Origin of the sequence: Streptomyces sp. NPDC048171 (genome assembly GCF_043202655.1) — a bacterium.
Taxonomy (GTDB): Bacteria; Actinomycetota; Actinomycetes; order Streptomycetales; family Streptomycetaceae; genus Streptomyces.
Genome location: NZ_JBIDAU010000003.1, coordinates 247,925 through 264,543 on the forward strand (window position 1 = coordinate 247,925; position 16,619 = coordinate 264,543).

At 73.0% G+C, this 16,619-nt stretch carries 17 protein-coding genes; 13 read left to right on the forward strand and 4 right to left on the reverse strand.

Features of this window, described 5'->3' with window-relative positions:
* Window positions 1–113: 113 nt before the first annotated feature.
* Both ACGF3J_RS09865 and ACGF3J_RS09870 read left to right on the forward strand, forming a co-directional pair.
* Complete coding sequence (locus tag ACGF3J_RS09865; RefSeq protein WP_161328464.1) at window positions 114–566, forward strand: SHOCT domain-containing protein; 453 nt, start codon at window positions 114–116, stop codon at window positions 564–566.
* Entirely contained in the window at window positions 563–973 is a 411-nt protein-coding gene (locus tag ACGF3J_RS09870; protein WP_161328463.1) for a hypothetical protein, read from the forward strand. The genes ACGF3J_RS09865 and ACGF3J_RS09870 overlap by 4 nt, the downstream gene beginning before the upstream one ends.
* Before the next feature lie 13 nt (window positions 974–986).
* On the opposite strand, the gene ACGF3J_RS09875 is transcribed toward ACGF3J_RS09870, so the two are convergent.
* The gene (locus ACGF3J_RS09875) at window positions 987–1,316 is read right to left on the reverse strand and encodes a hypothetical protein (protein ID WP_386934969.1); all 330 of its coding nucleotides are present in this window, start codon (window positions 1,314–1,316) and stop codon (window positions 987–989) included.
* 119 nt (window positions 1,317–1,435) lie between these two features.
* Here ACGF3J_RS09875 and ACGF3J_RS09880 point away from each other — a divergent pair, with 119 nt between their 5' ends.
* Window positions 1,436–1,840 (forward strand): VOC family protein, encoded by a 405-nt coding sequence (locus ACGF3J_RS09880; RefSeq protein WP_393853825.1) that lies wholly within the window; start codon window positions 1,436–1,438, stop codon window positions 1,838–1,840.
* Window positions 1,841–1,936: 96 nt separating this feature from the next.
* Here ACGF3J_RS09880 and ACGF3J_RS09885 read toward each other — a convergent pair whose 3' ends face one another.
* Window positions 1,937–2,626 carry a helix-turn-helix domain-containing protein gene (locus ACGF3J_RS09885; protein WP_393853826.1) on the reverse strand — a complete coding sequence of 230 codons (690 nt, stop codon included), beginning with the start codon at window positions 2,624–2,626 and terminating at the stop codon, window positions 1,937–1,939.
* A 10-nt stretch (window positions 2,627–2,636) separates the two neighbouring features.
* Window positions 2,637–3,569, reverse strand: a complete 933-nt coding sequence (locus ACGF3J_RS09890; RefSeq protein ID WP_161332060.1) for an AraC family transcriptional regulator — start codon at window positions 3,567–3,569, stop codon at window positions 2,637–2,639.
* 82 nt (window positions 3,570–3,651) lie between these two features.
* Between ACGF3J_RS09890 and ACGF3J_RS09895 the strand changes: the two genes are divergently transcribed.
* Both ACGF3J_RS09895 and ACGF3J_RS09900 read left to right on the forward strand, forming a co-directional pair.
* Window positions 3,652–4,512 (forward strand): NmrA family transcriptional regulator, encoded by an 861-nt coding sequence (locus tag ACGF3J_RS09895; protein WP_393853827.1) that lies wholly within the window; start codon window positions 3,652–3,654, stop codon window positions 4,510–4,512.
* A gap of 140 nt (window positions 4,513–4,652) precedes the next feature.
* Entirely contained in the window at window positions 4,653–7,076 is a 2,424-nt protein-coding gene (locus ACGF3J_RS09900; RefSeq protein WP_393853828.1) for a SpoIIE family protein phosphatase, read from the forward strand.
* Between the two features lie 32 nt (window positions 7,077–7,108).
* Here the strand turns inward: ACGF3J_RS09900 and ACGF3J_RS09905 are convergent, their stop codons facing one another.
* Entirely contained in the window at window positions 7,109–8,242 is a 1,134-nt protein-coding gene (locus tag ACGF3J_RS09905; RefSeq protein ID WP_161332057.1) for a YihY/virulence factor BrkB family protein, read from the reverse strand.
* A 99-nt stretch (window positions 8,243–8,341) separates the two neighbouring features.
* Between ACGF3J_RS09905 and ACGF3J_RS09910 the strand changes: the two genes are divergently transcribed.
* The 8 genes from ACGF3J_RS09910 to ACGF3J_RS09945 all read left to right on the forward strand — a co-directional run bounded on the left by ACGF3J_RS09910 (window position 8,342) and on the right by ACGF3J_RS09945 (window position 16,616).
* Window positions 8,342–9,985, forward strand: coding sequence for an acyl-CoA dehydrogenase family protein (locus ACGF3J_RS09910; protein WP_393853829.1), 1,644 nt, complete (start codon window positions 8,342–8,344; stop codon window positions 9,983–9,985).
* Between the two features lie 242 nt (window positions 9,986–10,227).
* Entirely contained in the window at window positions 10,228–11,517 is a 1,290-nt protein-coding gene (locus tag ACGF3J_RS09915; RefSeq protein ID WP_393853830.1) for a GAF domain-containing protein, read from the forward strand.
* 183 nt (window positions 11,518–11,700) lie between these two features.
* Complete coding sequence (locus tag ACGF3J_RS09920) at window positions 11,701–13,008, forward strand: hypothetical protein (RefSeq protein ID WP_161332581.1); 1,308 nt, start codon at window positions 11,701–11,703, stop codon at window positions 13,006–13,008.
* A 67-nt stretch (window positions 13,009–13,075) separates the two neighbouring features.
* A complete protein-coding gene (locus ACGF3J_RS09925; RefSeq protein ID WP_161332582.1) occupies window positions 13,076–13,648 on the forward strand; it encodes a GNAT family N-acetyltransferase in 573 nt (190 codons plus the stop codon).
* A 174-nt stretch (window positions 13,649–13,822) separates the two neighbouring features.
* Window positions 13,823–13,906, forward strand: a complete 84-nt coding sequence (locus ACGF3J_RS09930) for a putative leader peptide (protein WP_310887545.1) — start codon at window positions 13,823–13,825, stop codon at window positions 13,904–13,906.
* A 129-nt stretch (window positions 13,907–14,035) separates the two neighbouring features.
* Entirely contained in the window at window positions 14,036–15,733 is a 1,698-nt protein-coding gene (gene sirA / locus ACGF3J_RS09935) for a sulfite reductase SirA (protein ID WP_393853831.1), read from the forward strand.
* Window positions 15,730–15,909, forward strand: coding sequence for a hypothetical protein (locus tag ACGF3J_RS09940; protein WP_064730401.1), 180 nt, complete (start codon window positions 15,730–15,732; stop codon window positions 15,907–15,909). Before sirA ends, ACGF3J_RS09940 begins: the two co-directional genes overlap by 4 nt.
* Window positions 15,906–16,616, forward strand: coding sequence for a phosphoadenylyl-sulfate reductase (locus ACGF3J_RS09945; protein ID WP_161332584.1), 711 nt, complete (start codon window positions 15,906–15,908; stop codon window positions 16,614–16,616). The genes ACGF3J_RS09940 and ACGF3J_RS09945 overlap by 4 nt, the downstream gene beginning before the upstream one ends.
* Window positions 16,617–16,619 lie beyond the last annotated feature (3 nt).

The following is a 16,619-nucleotide window of genomic DNA, read 5'->3' on the forward strand; positions in this document are numbered from 1 at the left end:
ACGCCCCCCCCCCCCCCCCCCCCCCCCCCCCCCCCCCCCCCCCCCCCCCCCCCCCCCCCCCCCCCCCCCCCCCCCCCCCCCCCCACGGCCCCACCGTCGCGACACTGTGGGACATGGACGGACAGGTGTTTCTGGCGTACGACTATCCGCTGCTCAGCGTCTTCTGGTCGCTGCTCTGGTTCTTCCTGTGGATCATGTGGTTCATCCTGCTCTTCCGCATCGTGACCGACATCTTCCGCGACGACGAGCTCGGCGGCTGGACCAAGGCGGGATGGATGGTGTTCGTCATCGTCCTCCCCTTCGTCGGCGTCCTCGTCTACGTGATCGCCCGGGGCAAGGGCATGGGCCGTCGTGAGCACGCCCACGTACGGGCCCGGCAGGAGGAGGTCGACGACTACATCCGCAAGACGGCGGGGAGCGGGCACGGGCGGAGCGGCAGCGTGGACGAGCTGGCCAGGCTCTCCGAGATCCGTGCCCGCGGCGACATCACGGACGAGGAGTTCCGCAGGGCCAAGGAGCTGGTGCTCAGCGGCTCCGGGCCGGCCGGACCGGAGGAGGCACGATGACCGCGACCCACGGCGCACGCGCGCACACGACCAGGGGGGCGATGGCCGGCGGGCTGACCGCCTTCGCGGGCGTGATGCTGATGATCTCGGGTCTGCTCGGGATCTTCCGGGGCATCATGGCGATCGCCGAGGACGACGTGTTCGTCACGACGCCCGAGTACGTCTTCCGGTTCGACCTCACCGGGTGGGGCTGGATCCATCTCGCGCTCGGGATCGTGGCGGTGCTCGTGTCGCTCGGCCTCTTCCGCGCCTCGCTGTGGGCACGGGTGGTCGGCGTCGGCATCGCGGCGCTCGTCCTCATCGCGAACTTCCTGTCGCTGCCCTACTACCCGGTCTGGTCGATCGTGGTGATCGCGATGTCGGCGTTCATCATCTGGGCGCTGTGCGTGGTCCGGCAGGACCAGTGACGCCGACCGCCCCTCAAGGCCGGTGCGCCGCCGCGTCCTTGGTCAGCTGGACGGCGGAGAGCAGGGTGAGACCGGGGGCCGCCTCACGCAGCGTCTTGACGGCCTGTACGGAGTCGACCGGGCCCTCGTGGCCGGCCGCGGCGAGGCGTTCGTGGACCCAGCGGGCGCGCAGCTGAGCGTCGGAGGCCGCGGCGGCCCGTTCGGCGACGGCGGCGGCCGCCTCCAGGCCGGGCCGTTCCTCGGGCGTGGCCGCGGCGAGCGCCTGGCGGATCCCGTGGGCGATGACGTCGGCGTCACGCAGGACGAGGACGTTGAGTTCCGGTGTCTTGTTCCGTCCGAACATGCGGTCATCGTCGACGCCACGGCCCGTCCGGTGCAAGGCGCTTGAGGAGTTCCTGAGCCAACGGGCCCGTGTCCGTTTCCTTCAAGACCCTGCCGGCGCCCCCTGTCTACGGTGACGTCATGACCGCACGATTCAACGCCATCAGCCTCGTCGTCTCCGACATGTCCGCCTCCGTGGCCTTCTACCGCCGGCTCGGCTTCGCGTTCCCCGACGGCTGCGAGGGGCAGCCGCACGCGGAGGCCGAACTGCCGGGCGGCATCCGGCTGCTGCTGGACACCGAGGAGTCCGTCCAGTCCTTCATGCCCGGGTGGCAGCCGCCGGCCGGGGGCGGGCGCCATTCGCTCGCCCTGCTGTGCGACACACCCGCCGAGGTCGACGCGCTCTACGCCGAACTGACCGCCGCCGGCTGCCACGGCGAGCAGAAGCCGTGGGACGCCGACTGGGGCCAGCGCTACGCCGTACTGGCCGACCCCGACAGCCACGGTGTGGACCTGTTCGCGCCGCTGGCGGCGACCGCCGAGTAGTGCGCCGGTGGTGACGCCCGCCGGCTCCCGTACGTCTCGCGTCGCCCGCACACGGCGGTACACCGCACCGGACCACCGCGTCCACCCGCTCGCCCGCTAGCGACGGTCACCGAGCAGCTCACCCGGAGTGACGCCCGCCAACTCCCTTACGTCACGCGTCAGATGGGCCTGGTCCGCGAAGCCGGTCCGGGCGGCCGTCTCGGCGAGGGGCGTGCCGGCGCGGGCCAGGGCGAGGGCGCGCTGCAGGCGCAGGACCCGGGCCAGGGTCTTGGGGCCGTAGCCGAAGGCGGCCAGGGAGCGCCGGTGCAGCAGGCGGGCGCCGATGCCGAGTTCGTCGGCGGTGGCGGCGACGGGGCGGCCCGCGTCGAGGGCGGCCACGATCCGGCGCAGCACCGGGTCGGGGGGCTCCGCCTCGGCGGCCCGGGACAGCGCGGCCGCCTCCAGTCCGCTCGCCGGATCGGCGGCGGCGTTCACCCGCGCGGCCAGCCGCCGGGCGCGGGCGGCCGGCCAGAGGTCGGTGAGGTCGACGCGCCGGTCGCGCAGCTCGCGGGCGGGGACGCCGAGCAGCGCGGGCGCGGTACCGGGCGGGAAGCGGACGCCCGCCCAGGCGGCCGGGGTGCCCTCCGTGACGTGGGCGCGGGTGTCGGGTCCGGCGACCAGGAGCCGGCCGTCGTGCCAGAGCAGGTCCATGCAGCCGTCCGGCAGGACCCGTCCCGGTTCCGGATCGGTCGGGGTGTTGGTCCACACCACGGCGCCGGTCAGGCGGGAGGCGCGTTCCGCGTACACGGGTGCCAGGTTACGCCGGTGTCCGGTACTCCTGCGGGCTGACGCCGTACACCCGCTTGAAGGCGGTGGACAGGGCGAAGGCGCTGCCGTAGCCGACCCGGCGGGCGATCGCGCCGAGGGTGTCCTCGCTGTCGCGCAGCCGGTCGGCGGCGAGGGCGAGGCGCCAGCCGGTGAGGTAGGCCATCGGGGGTTCGCCCACCAGCTCGGTGAAGCGCCGGGCCAGGGCTGCGCGGGAGACCCCGGACTTCGCGGCGAGGGACGCCACCGTCCACGGGTGCGCGGGGTCGTCCTGGAGCAGCCGCAGCGCGGGGCCGACGACGGGGTCGCCCAGGGCCCGGTACCAGGCGGGCGCCTCACCGGACGGTCCGGCGAACCAGGCCCGCAGCGCGGCGATGACCAGCAGGTCGAGGAGGCGGTCCAGGACCACCTCCTGGCCCGGTTCGTCGCGTGCGACCTCCGTCATGAGCAGGGGGGTGAGCGGGTTGTCCCAGGCGTCGGAGGTGAGGGACAGCAGCGGTGGCAGGGCGTCGAGGAGCCGTCCGCCGATCTCGCCCCGCACCAGGTAGCTGCCGATCAGCAGTACCGCCGCGCCGTCCGGCCGGTCGCCCCAGGCTCGTACGCCGAGGTCCATCGAGCCGTTGAGGGGCCGTCCGTCCGGGTAGCTGCACGCCCCGCCCGGAAGGATCACCGCCTGCGGGGCGGTGGCCGGGTCGTCGGCGCAGGTGTACGGCTCGGGCCCGCGCGCGACGGCGAGATCGCCGGCCCGCAGCCGCACCCGCTCCCCCGCGTCCGGCACGACCCAGGCGTCCCCGCGGACCACGAGCATCACCGTCAACGGTGCCCGGTCCTCGACCCGGACGGCCCACGGCGGATCGAAACAGGCACGGATCATGAACGCCCCACGGGCGCGGGGGCCCTCCAGCAGTCCGGCGAGTGCGTCCATGGCGGCCCAGCGTAGACGCACACGTATGCGGGCGAGCCGTTCGACGATGGGAACGTGCGGCACCCGGCAGTTGACTGAGGTCATGACGGAGACGAGCAGGCGAGAGAAGACGACGATCGTGGTGACGGGGGCCTCCGGGCGTACCGGACGGCGGGTGGCCGAGGCGGCGCGGGCGGCCGGGCACGCGGTGCGGGCGGCGTCCCGGGCGACCGGCTTCGACTGGTGGGACCGGTCGACCTGGGCGGACGTCCTGGGCGGCGCCGACGCGGCCTACCTGGTCCATCCCGCGGACGTCGGCGCCCCCGACGCCGCCGACACGGTCGGCGCGTTCGCGCGGGAGGCGGCCGGGCTCGGCGTACGACAACTGGTGCTGCTGTCGGCGCGGGGCGAGGAGCGGGCGCGGCCCGCCGAGGAGGCGCTGGCCCGGGCGGGGGCGCGCTGGACGGTCGTGCGGTCCGCGTGGTTCGCGCAGAACTTCAGCGAGGGCCCGCTGGTCGCGGAACTGCGCGAGCGCGGCGAGCTGGTCTTCCCGGCCGGCGGGGTCCCGGAGCCGTTCGTGGACCTGCGGGACGTCGCGGACGTGGTGGTGGCCGCGCTGACCTCCGGTGACCGGTATGCCGGGCGGACACTGGAGGTCTCAGGGCCCCGGCTGCTGACCTTCGGGGAGGCGGTCGCGGAGATCGGGAAGGAGACGGGGCGAGCGCTGACGTACCGGGCGGTCTCGGCGCGGGAGTACGGCGAGAACCTGGCCGCCTTCGGCGTGCCGGCGGAGGAGACCGCGTTCCTCGTGGAGCTGTTCGGCTCGCTGCTCGACGGCCGCAACGCCCGTCTGTCGGACGGCGTCGAGGAGGTTCTGGGCCGCACGCCGAGTGACTTCGGGGACTTCGTCCGCGAGGGCGCGGCGACGGGGGTGTGGGTGCCGGAGGGGTCCGGCGGCGCCTAGGTCCGTTGCAGGGGGGTGGAGCGCTGTCCCCCGGGCGGCCCGCGGACGGGCGTGCCCTTCCCCGGAGGCAAGGCACTGCGGTTGTGCCTGCCCGGGAGACAGCGGATTCTGTAGGGGACGAACGGGGCTGGTGTGGCGCCATGAGCGCATGGAATACGGACCAGAGTGCTGACTTTCGTGGCCCTCTCGACGTCACCAGGGCGGCCACGGTGGTCGTCGACGCGCAGAACGCGGTCATCGGATGGAGCCTCGGCGCGGAGCGGCTCTTCGGCTACCCGCCGCAGGAGATCGTCGGCCGCCGCCTGACCACGTTCCTGTCACTCAGCCCGACGCCGTCTCTCCTCCCCCTCCTCACCCACTACCGGGGCAACGACATACGCGCCGCCCGGCACCGGGACGGAAGCGAGGTGATCGTCGCCGTCGACGGGTGCCCGCTGCCGGGCGCCGGAGCGGCGGAGCGTGTCCTCGTCGCGACGGAGCTCAAAAACCTCCGGCTCTGGGACTCCCGACTGGCCCTGTTGCACGGGCTGGCCACCCAGTCCCCCGTCGGCCTGGCCATCTACGACGCCGATCTCCGTCTGACCTGGTGCAACACGGCCTTCGAGCGGGAGATCGGACGACCGTTCGCCGAGTTCCGCGGCCTCCGGGCCGATGAGCTGTACTCCGAGGGAAGATTCGTGACCAAGGGGCATCCGCCCACGCTCGACGCGGTCATGCGTCACGTGCTGGACACCGGCGAACCCTCTCTCGACCTGCACTTCCTGGGCCGCCCGCCGAGCGATCCGGTCACCGAGCACCTCTGGTCCTGTGCCTACTACCGGCTCCAGGACGCCGACGGCCGGGTCGTCGGAGTGTGCGAGGACGCGTTCGACATCTCCGACCGATACCGGGCGCAGCAGCGACTGGCGCTGCTCGTCGAGGCGGGTCGCGGGATCGGGACCGCCCTCGACGTGGTGGTCACCGCGGAGAAGATCACCGAGGTGTCGGTGCCGGCGTTCGCCTCCACGGTCACGGTCGATCTCGCGCGGATGGTCCTGGAGGGCGAGATGCCGGCCACCAGCGGCACCGCGGCCATGCCTCTGGTGCGGGCGTCGGCCCGCTCGGCGGACGGGGCGCACACCGGGAACGCCGGCGCCGTCCGCTCCCCCGTGGAGTACGCCGCTGGTTCGCCGCAGGACCGCAGCCTCTCCTCGGGCGGACTGGTCCTCGACAACACGACGCTGGTCGTACCGCTGCGGGCCGGGAACGGCCTGCTGGGGCTCGTCACCTTCGTTCGCGACGCGGAGTCGGCCACCTTCGACGGCGGTGAGGTCGCACTGGCCGACGAGTTGGTCGCCCGCACGGCGGTGTCCATCGACAACGCCCGCCGGTTCACCCGCGAGCGCACCGCCGCCCTGGCGCTGCAACGTCAGTTGCTGCCGCAGCAGTTGCCCGAGGCGTCGGCCGTCGACCTGGCCTACCGCTACCTCCCCACGGACGACGTGACAGGAGTCGGGGGTGACTGGTTCGACGTGATTCCGCTCTCCGGGACACGGGTGGGACTCGTGGTCGGGGACGTGGTCGGTCACGGCCTGCAGGCGGCCGCCACCATGGGGCGGCTGCGTACGACCGTGCGCGCCTTCGCCCAGATGGACATGGATCCCGTCGAGCTGCTGTCGCGGCTCGACGATCTGGTGGCGCAGTCGGCGGAGGAGCAGTGGGGCGGGACCGGTGTGCCGGACGGCACCCAGGCGGACGTGACCACGGGGGCAACCTGCCTCTACGCCGTCTACGACCCGGTTTCGCGACGCTGTGTCATGGCGAGGGCCGGGCACCTGCCCCCGGCGGTCGTCGACCCGGCGGGCCGGGTGACCTTTCCGGATCTGCCGGCCGGCCCGCCCCTGGGCCTCGGCGGCCTGCCGTTCGAGTCCCAGGAGATCGAACTTCCGGTGGGCAGCCTGCTGGCCCTCTTCACCGACGGTCTGGTCGAGGCCCGCGACCACGACATCGATCACGGCCTCGACACCCTGGGACGGGTACTCGGCGACCGGCACGCCCCCCTCGAAGAACTGTGCGACCGCGCCGTGGCGGAGCTCCTGCCGAGCGGCTCGACGGCGGACGACACCGCCCTGCTGCTCGTGCGTACCCGCGAGCTCGACACCTCACAGGTCGTCGAATGGGAGCTGCCCGCCGAGCCGGTCGCCGCGGGCCGTGTCCGGGACCTGGCCACGCGGCAACTGCACCACTGGGGCCTCGAGGAACTGTCCTTCACGACCGAGCTGGTCGTCAGCGAACTGGTGACCAACGCCGTCAGATACGCCGAGGGACCGATCAGGGTACGACTCATCCGGGACCGCACCCTCTTGTGCGAGGTCGCCGACACGGGCCACACGTCACCGCATCTACGGCACAGCGGTGAGGACGACGAGGGTGGGCGCGGCCTGTTCATCGTTGCGCAGCTCGTCCAGAGGTGGGGTACCCGTTACTCCCACTCCGGCAAGACCATCTGGACCGAGCAGGCCTTCCCGGCGGCGGAGGGGCCGCACGGTCTCCGTTCGCACGCAGGGTCCCCTTCGCAAGGATGAGGGGTACGCCTCGGGCGCGCAGGCGCCGCCGCTCACGAGGCCTCCGGCTTGTCGTGGTTGGCGGGCGGTGTGTGCTTCGCGTGGGTGCGCAGGCGGGCCGTGACGTCCTCCGGGGGGAGGAAGCGGGACCAGCGTTCCGGGAACTCCGAGGGCATGTCGGGGTCCGACTCGCCGTTCGCCGAGGCGCGGGCCACGTAGTCGGCGACCTGGGCCTGGCGCAGCCGCTCGTTGGCCTCGCGGGCGGCGGCGGTGGCGGCGGCCGGCCAGACCCGGTCGATGGCCGCGTTGACCGCGGCTCCGACGAGCACGGCGAACGCGGACACACCGATCCACAGCAGCACGGCGACCGGCGCGGCCAGCGAGCCGTAGATCGTGGGGCCCTCGACGGTGCTGGTGAGGTAGATGCGCAGCAGGAAGCTGCCGAGCACCCACATGCCGAGGGCGACCAGCGCGCCGGGCACGTCCTCGATCCACGGGGAGCGCACCGGCACGGAGACGTGGTACAGCGTGGTCAGGAAGGCCACCGACAGGAGGATCACGACCGGCCAGTACAGGACCTGCACGACCGTCGTCGACCAGGGCACGATCCGCACCACGGCGTCCGGTCCGGCCACCATCAGCGGCAGCGCGACCGACCCGATCAGCAGCGCCACCAGGAAGAGCAGGAAGGCCACCAGGCGGGTCTTGACGATCCCCCGGACGCCGTCGAGGCCGTACATCACGGTGATGGTGTCGATGAAGACGTTCACCGCGCGGGAGCCCGACCACAGGGCGATCAGGAAGCCGATGGAGATCACGTCGGGCCGGCCGCCCTTGGTCACGTCGTCCAGGATCGGCTCGGTGATCTGCTTGACGCCCCGCTCGGAGAGCACCGCGCGGGAGGCGTCCAGGATGTTGTTGCGCAGGCTCTCGGTGGTGTCGGCGCCGATCCAGGAGTCGACGTAGCCGAGCAGCCCCAGCAGGCTCAGCAGCAGGGGCGGCACCGACAGCAGCGTGAAGAACGCGGCCTCGGCGGCCAGGCCGAGGATGCGGTACTCCATGCACGAGTTGACCGTGTCCTTGAGCAGCAGCCAGGCGGTCCTGCGTTTGGAGACGTTCCGGTACAGGACCCGGGCACGATGAAGCCGGCCGGAGGGCCGTTCGGGGGATTCACTTGCTGGCTGCACGACCTAAAGGTATCCGCCGCCGGGGGTCGCACTCATCCTTGGACGCCCACCGGCGGCTGCCGGCTCCGCGCAGGTCCCCGGCACGATAGGTTCACGTTCATGGCAGGCAGCACCCACACCGTGACGAATCAGGCGCCGCCGCTGGTCGGCCACGACGTCTTCACCGGCGACCGGGCCCTGACGGCCGCCGTCGGGCGGCACCTGGCGCCGGAGCTGCGCGAGGAGGCGCTGGCGGAGCTGTCGGGCCTGGGCCGCAGCTGCGGGTCGCTCCAGACTCGGGAGTGGGGCGAGCAGGCCAACACGAACCCGCCGGTCCTGCGCACTCACGACCGGTACGGCCACCGCGTCGACGAGGTCGACTTCCACCCGGCCTGGCACCGGCTCCTCGGCAAGGGCGTCGCGGCCGGTCTGACCGCGGCCTGGACCCGGCCGGGCGGGCACGTGCGGCGCGCGGCCGGCTTCGTCATGTGGACCCAGGTGGAGGCGGGCAACTGCTGCCCGCTGTCCATGACGCACGCCGCCGTGCCGGCCCTGCGCGCCGATCCGGACCTGGCCGCCGAGTGGGAGCCGCGGCTGACCTCGCGGGTGTACGACCGTGAGCTGCGGCCGGCCCGGCTGAAGGCCGGCGCCCTGTTCGGCATGGGCATGACGGAGAAGCAGGGCGGCAGCGACGTACGGGCGAACACCACCTCGGCCCGGCCGCTGGCCGAGGACGGCACGTACGAGCTGACCGGGCACAAGTGGTTCTGCTCGGCGCCCATGTCGGACGGCTTCCTGGTGCTGGCGCGGGCCCCGGGCGGGCTGACCTGCTTCCTGGTGCCGCGCGTGCTGGCCGACGGCACCCGCAACGTGTTCCTGATCCAGCGGCTCAAGGACAAGCTGGGCAATCGGTCCAACGCGTCCGCCGAGGTCGAGTTCGACGGCACGTGGGCCCGCCGGGTGGGCGAGGAGGGGCGCGGGGTGCCCACGATCATCGACATGGTGGCGGCGACCCGGGTCGACTGCGTGCTGGGCTCGGCGGGTCTGATGCGGCAGGCCGTGGCGCAGGCGGTGCACCACTGCGGGTACCGGGAGGCGTTCGGCGCGAAGCTGGCCGACCAGCCGCTGATGCGCAACGTCCTCGCCGACCTGGCGATCGAGTCGGAGGCGGCGACCACGCTCGCGCTGCGGCTGGCGGCGGCCCAGGACGCCGCGGGCGACGGCGACGAACGGGAGCGGGCGCTGCTGCGGCTGGCGGTGCCGGCCGCGAAGTACTGGGTGACGAAGCGGTGCGCGCCGACGGTGGTGGAGGCCGCCGAGTGCCTGGGCGGCAACGGCTACGTCGAGGAGTCCGGCATGCCCCGGCTGGTGCGCGAGTCGCCGCTCAACTCGATCTGGGAGGGCGCGGGCAACGTCCAGGCGCTGGACGTGCTGCGGGCGCTGGGGCGGGAGCCGCTGGCGATGGACGCGTACCTGACGGAGGTGGGCCTGGCGCGCGGTGCCGATCACCGGCTGGACGCGGCGATCCGGGGCCTGCTGACGGAACTGGCCGACCTGGCGGACGCCGAGGGGCGGGCGCGGCGGCTGGTGGAGCGGCTGGCGCTGGTGCTCCAGGGCTCGCTGCTGGTCCGGTACGCGCCGCCGGAGGTGGCCGACGCGTTCTGCGCCGCGCGGCTGGGCGGCGACGGGGGCGCGGCCTTCGGCACGCTGCCGCCGACCCTGGACCTGGCGTCGGTGGTGGAGCGGGCCCGGCCGGGAACCTGATCCGGCCAGGTGGTGCGGAGGTGGTGCTGCGCCGACACGGCACCACCTCCGCCACACGGGCCTGTTCGGGCCGCGTACGCCGCTCGGGACGGCGTGGTTCAAGTCTGGCCACCCGCCCTGCCGTCCACCAGGGTTGCAGGGGGTTGCAACTTGCTGTCGGTCACGTGCGGACTGTGTCCTCATGAGCACGGGAAAGCGGTCACCATGAGACGGACATCCGGCTTCCGGGAGGACGAGGACCTGTGGCGCTCTCGCCGATGGACGTGACGCAGTTCGCCGCCGTCGACGCGGCCCGTGCGGCCCGGATGCTCAGTGAGGTCCGCTCCGCCAGACTCTCCGGCGGACAGGCCCCGGTGGCACCGCGGCCGGTGATCGAGCAGTCGTGGGAGCGGGTGCTGCGCAGCGGCGTCGATCCCGACCACGACGTCCGCTCCGGGCTGCTGTCGCCGGAGGAGGTGCGGCGGCGGCGCGAGTCCTCGGCGCTGCGGCACGTGCTGCCGGTGCTGCGGGAGGCGCTGCTCTCGGTCGCGGACGTCGCCCACCACATCATGGTGGTCGCCGACGAGGACGGCCGGGTGCTGTGGCGGGAGGGCAGCGCGCCGGTGCTGCGCAGGGCGGACGGACTCGGGTTCGAACTCGGCGCGGACTGGCGGGAGGAGGTCGTCGGCACCAACGGGGTGGGGACGCCCGCGGTGACCCGGCGGCCCGTACAGGTCTTCGCCTCCGAGCACTTCGTCCGGTCCCAGGCGACCTGGACCTGCGCCGGGGCACCGATCACCGATCCGCGCAGCGGCCGGCTGCTCGGCGTGGTCGACGTGAGCGGGCCGCTGGAGACCATGCACCCGGCGACGCTCGCGTGGGTCGACTCGGTGGCCAAGCTCGCCGAGGCCCGGCTGCGCGAACTGCACGTGCGGTCGCTGGAGCGGCTGCGGGCGGTGGCCGCTCCGGTGCTGGCCCGGCTGGACGGGCGGGCGCTGGTGACGGACCGGGACGGCTGGACGGCGGCGGTGACGGGAATGCCGTACGTCGACCGGGTGACGCTGCCCAAGTCGCCCGGGGCGGGGGCGACGTGGCTGCCGGCGGTCGGGGCGTGCAGCGTGGAGCCGCTGGCCGGGGGCTGGCTGGTGCGGGCCGCCGAGGGGCCGGTGCCGCGGGGTGCCACCCGGATCGTGCTGGACCTCGGAGAGCCGCGCCGCCGGTCGGTGCGGGTGTTGCGCGGGGCGGGCGACTGGGCCCGGGAACTGAGTCCCCGGCACGCCGAGTTGCTGTACCTGCTGGCCGTGCACCGGGGCGGTCGCAGCGCCGCGGACCTGGCCGAGGACCTGTTCGGCGACCCGGCCCGCACGGTGACGGTACGGGCCGAGATGTCCCGGGTCCGCAGGTATCTGGGCCCGTATCTGGAACATCGGCCGTATCGTTTCTGCGAAGCCGCGGAGGTGGAGCTGCTCCTCCCGCCCGACCCCCGCGACCTGCTCCCCCACTCCACCGCCCCGGCAGTACGGGAGGGCCGGGCGGCGCCGGGCGTGCCCTGACGCACGCGGTATCCCGGCAAACGCCCCGGTTGGCCGTAAAGACGGGTTGATTTCGCATAATTGCAACGTCCGCGTCCGCGGACCCCCCCGACTGCCGTAGCATCCTCTTCTGACCGTCCCATCCGCTCCTCGGTCAACGCGTCCACCGTCGAGCGCAGTTGGTCCGGTGTCCGTGGAGGTTCCATGAAGCATCGCGGCAGACACCGCCGGCGCAGGCGGGGACGGGCGCTGCGCGCGGCCCTGACCGGGGCGGCCCTCGCCCTGACCGGCGCCGCCACGCTGATCAGCGCCTCGCAGGCCACGATCGCCGACGACCCCGGCACCCTCAAGCCCCTCACCTCCGCCGCCGCGACCGACGCCCTGCGCCTGACGGAGCACCGCGTCCCCGGGCCCTGGCTCGACCGGCTCTCCGACGCCATGGGCGAACCGGTGGGCGTCGACGCCGTACTCGACTCCGCCGACCGCGCCCTGCGTGGCGCCGCCGACTGCACCGCGGGAGAGAAGGAGTCCCTGCCGGTCTCCCCCGCCGCCACCCGCGCCTACTGCTGGGACGAGGCCGACACCGAGGGCTGGCTGCCCGGCGCGGTCACCACCTCGGGGGACGCCGACGAGGACGGGACCTGGGGCACCCACCGCGTCATCGTCTCCGCCTGGTCCCGGGACGACGGCACCCCCCAGGGCGGCCTCGCCCGGGTCTCGTTCGTCGACGCCGACGACCCCGGCCACCTCGGCTACACCTCGGCACTCCTCGCCGTCCCGGTCGACGGCGGCCACGACTACCGGGGGCTCGCCTCCCCCGTCACCGGCATGGTCTGGTACCAGGACAAGCTGCTGGTCACCACCGCCGCCGGAGACCGCGACGCGCTGTACGTGTACGAGGTGGACCGCGTCCAGCGCGCCACCACCGCGGCCTCCGCCGTCGGCCGGGTGCCGGGCGGCTGGGCGGCCAACGGTCACCGCTACGTACTGCCCGCCGTCGCCTCGTACCGCCTCCCCGACACCGACGACGCCGCACGGCCCGGCGCGATCTCGCTGGACCGCGGCACCTCCCCCGACAGCCTGGTGGCGAGCGAGCGGGTGGCCGCGGACGGCGACCGCCCCACCCGGCTGTGGCGCTACCCGCTGAGCACGGACCCGGACCGCACCGGCCTCCCGGCCACCGACTCCGCCGGACGCGTGGACGCGGTGGAGGCGTACGAGACCGGGGCGGCCGAGGTCGGCGGCGTGCTGTCGCACCGCCCGGCGGGCGCCGCGGACACCGACTGGTACCTGGACCGCGCGGCCGGCGGCCACGACGGACGCGGCACCCTGTGGCGCCAGGACACGGAGGGCGCCCGCGCCACCGAGTGCGGCTCCGACGGCTCGCAGCGCTGCTGGAGCGGACAGGCGGGCTCCCTCTCCTACTGGGCGCGGACCGGCGAGGTCTGGTCCCAGTCCGGCAGCATGCTGTTCGCCCTGCCGCTGAGGTCGATCGAGGACGCGCTCGGCTGATCCGCGCGGCCAGGGCCCGTCCGGCCGGGATCGACAGATCCGCGAACCGGATGGTTCCCTGACCGGCATGACCAACATCGCCGTGACCACCTGGTCCCTGGAGCAGACGGCGCCCACCGACCTGCTGCCGGCCGCCACTCCGGAGGGGGACGTGCGCGTCGTCCGCTCCACGGTGCCCTCCCCCGAGTTCAGCCGCTTCCTCTACGCCTCGGTCGGCGGCGACATCCGCTGGACGGACCGGCTCGGCTGGAGCCACGCCCGCTGGCGCGAGCACCTGGACCGGCCCGGCGTGGAGACCTGGGTCGCGTACGACCGGGGTACGCCCGCCGGATACGTGGAGCTGGCGGCCGGCGACGACGGCGTGGTGGAGATCGAGTACTTCGGACTGCTCCCGGCGTTCCGGGGGAGGCGCATCGGCGGCCACCTCCTCTCGTACGGCACCGCCCGTGCCTGGGACCTCGCGGAGCGCTGGTCCGGGCTGGCCACGACCAAACGGGTGTGGCTGCACACCTGCAGCAAGGACGGCGAGCACGCCATGGACAACTACCAGCGCCGCGGTTTCCGCCTCTTCGACACCAAGGTCGAGGAGGAGGCCGACGTGGCCACCCCGGGCCCCTGGCCTGGGGCGTTCCCCGCCTGAGCCCCGCCTCATCCCCACCTGGCCGCCGCCCGGCCCGCGCCTGACCGGCCGGCTTCCCGCCCGGCGGGCGACCACCTGTGATCCACAACACCCTTGTCTCGCTCTACGGGACAAGGGTGTCCGCATCTTGGACGAAGCTGGACTGTGTCCAGATCGCCGTGCCAGTCTTCCGTCATGCCTGGAACTGGAATTGCCTTGGTGAGTCGGCGGCACGTCGACCTCGGCCGCATGTCCAGCGCCATCTGTCCGGCCCGCTGAGAGCTCTCTCCAGCACTACCGGATTCCCCCGCATCAGCCTCCGCCCGCGCAAGGACGCGCATGTCTGCCATGCGCCCGTGCGCGCAGGCCAGAGCCGCTTTCCGTCTGCCTTGAAGGACGTGTCACACCATGGCCGCCACCCCACCCGAGCCTGCCGCCGCGACCCCCCGCCGCAAGGTGAGCCGTCACCGCGGCGAGGGGCAGTGGGCGGCGGGTCACTTCACTCCGCTCAACGCCAACGAGCAGACCAAGAAGGACGACGACGGTCTCAACGTACGGACACGTATTGAGACGATCTACTCCAAGCGGGGTTTCGACTCGATCGACCCCGGCGACCTGCGCGGACGTATGCGCTGGTGGGGGCTGTACACCCAGCGCAAGCAGGGCATCGATGGCGGAAAGACGGCCGTCCTGGAGCCGGAGGAGCTGGACGACAGCTACTTCATGCTCCGCGTCCGCATCGACGGCGGCGCGCTGACCACCGCGCAGCTGCGGGTCGTCGGCGAGATCTCGCAGGAGTTCGCGCGCGGCACGGCCGACATCACCGACCGGCAGAACGTCCAGTACCACTGGATCCGGATCGAGGACGTGCCCGAGATCTGGAACCGCCTGGAGGGCGTCGGCCTGTCCACGGTCACCGCCTGCGGCGACACGCCCCGCGTGATGATCGGCTCCCCGGTGGCGGGTATCGCCGAGGACGAGATCATCGACGGCACGCCGGCGCTGGAGGAGATGAAGCGCCGCGTCCTGAACAACCCCGCGTACTCGAACCTCCCCCGCAAGTTCAAGACCGCGATCTCCGGGTCGCCGGTCCTCGACGTCGTGCACGAGATCAACGACGTGGCGTTCGTCGGCGTGGTCCACCCCGAGCACGGGCCGGGCTTCGACCTGTGGGTCGGCGGCGGCCTGTCCACCAACCCCAAGCTGGGTGTGCGCCTGGGCGCCTGGGTGCCGATCGACGACGTCCCCGACGTCTACGAGGGCGTCATCTCGATCTTCCGCGACTACGGCTACCGGCGGCTGCGCAACCGCGCCCGCCTGAAGTTCCTGGTCGCCGACTGGGGCGCGGAGAAGTTCCGCCAGGTCCTGGAGGACGAGTACCTCGAACGGAAGCTGACCGACGGTCCCGCCCCCGCCGATCCCACCAGCCGCTGGCGCGACCACATCGGCGTGCACCGGCAGCGCGACGGCCGTTTCTACGTCGGCTTCGCCCCGCGCGTCGGCCGCGTCGACGGCACCATCCTGACCAAGGTCGCCGACCTGGCGGAGGCGCACGGCTCGGGCCGGGTCCGCACGACCGTCGAGCAGAAGATGATCATCCTCGATGTCGAGGAGGGGCAGGTCGACTCCCTGGTGGAGTCCCTGGATGCGCTCGACCTCACCGCCCGGCCCTCCAGCTTCCGGCGCGGCACCATGGCCTGCACCGGCATCGAGTTCTGCAAGCTGGCCATCGTCGAGACCAAGGCGCGCGGCGCCTCCCTCATCGACGAGCTGGAGCGCCGCCTCCCCGACTTCGACGAGCCCCTCACCATCAACCTCAACGGCTGCCCCAACGCCTGCGCCCGCATCCAGACCGCGGACATCGGCCTCAAGGGCCAGCTGGTCCTGAACGACCGGGGCGAGCAGGTCGAGGGCTACCAGGTGCACCTGGGCGGCGCCCTCGGCCTGGAGCCGGGCTTCGGCCGCAAGGTGCGCGGCCTGAAGGTCACGGCGGAGGAACTGCCGGACTACGTGGAGCGCGTCCTCAAGCGCTTCGAGGCCGAGCGCGAGGACGGCGAGCGCTTCGCCACCTGGGCGGCCCGCGCCTCCGAGGAGGCCCTGTCATGAGCGAGCGTGCCGCGCCCTTCTACTGCCCCTACTGCGGTGACGAGGACCTGCGTCCGCACGAGGAGGGACACGGCGCCTGGGAATGCGCGGCGTGCAACCGCGCATTCCAGTTGAAGTTCCTCGGCCTGCTGACCCGGGGACTTCAGCCCAACTCCACGGGAGGGGAACCGATATGACCGCGGTTCGGGAAGAGCGTACGACCGACGAACTCAAGGCCCTGGCCGAGCGGGCGGGCCGCGAACTGGAGGACGCCTCCGCCCTGGAGATCCTCCAGTGGGCGGCCGACACCTTCGGCAGCCGCTTCTGCGTGACCTCCTCGATGGAGGACGCGGTCGTCGCCCACCTCGCCTCCCGCGCCCTGCCAGGAGTGGACGTCGTATTCCTCGACACCGGCTACCACTTCCCGGAGACTGTCGGCACCCGGGACGCGGTGGAGGCCGTGATGGACGTGAACGTCATTACGCTCACCCCACGCCAGACCGTCGCCGAGCAGGACGCCGAGTACGGACCCAGGCTGCACGACCGCAATCCCGACCTGTGCTGCGCGCTGCGCAAGGTCAGGCCGCTGGAGGAGGGCCTGGCCGGCTACCAGGCCTGGGCGACCGGGCTGCGCCGCGACGAGTCCGAGACCCGGGCGAACACCCCCGTGGTCGGCTGGGACGAGAAGCGGCGGAAGGTGAAGATCTCTCCCATCGCCAAGTGGTCACAGGAAGATGTGCAAACGTACGTCGACGAGCACGGCGTCCTCACCAACCCGCTGCTCATGGACGGCTATGCCTCCGTGGGCTGCGCGCCGTGCACCCGCCGTGTGCTGGAGGGCGAGGACGCCCGCTCCGGACGCTGGGCGGGCCTCACCAAGACCGAATGCGGACTGCACGGCTGACAT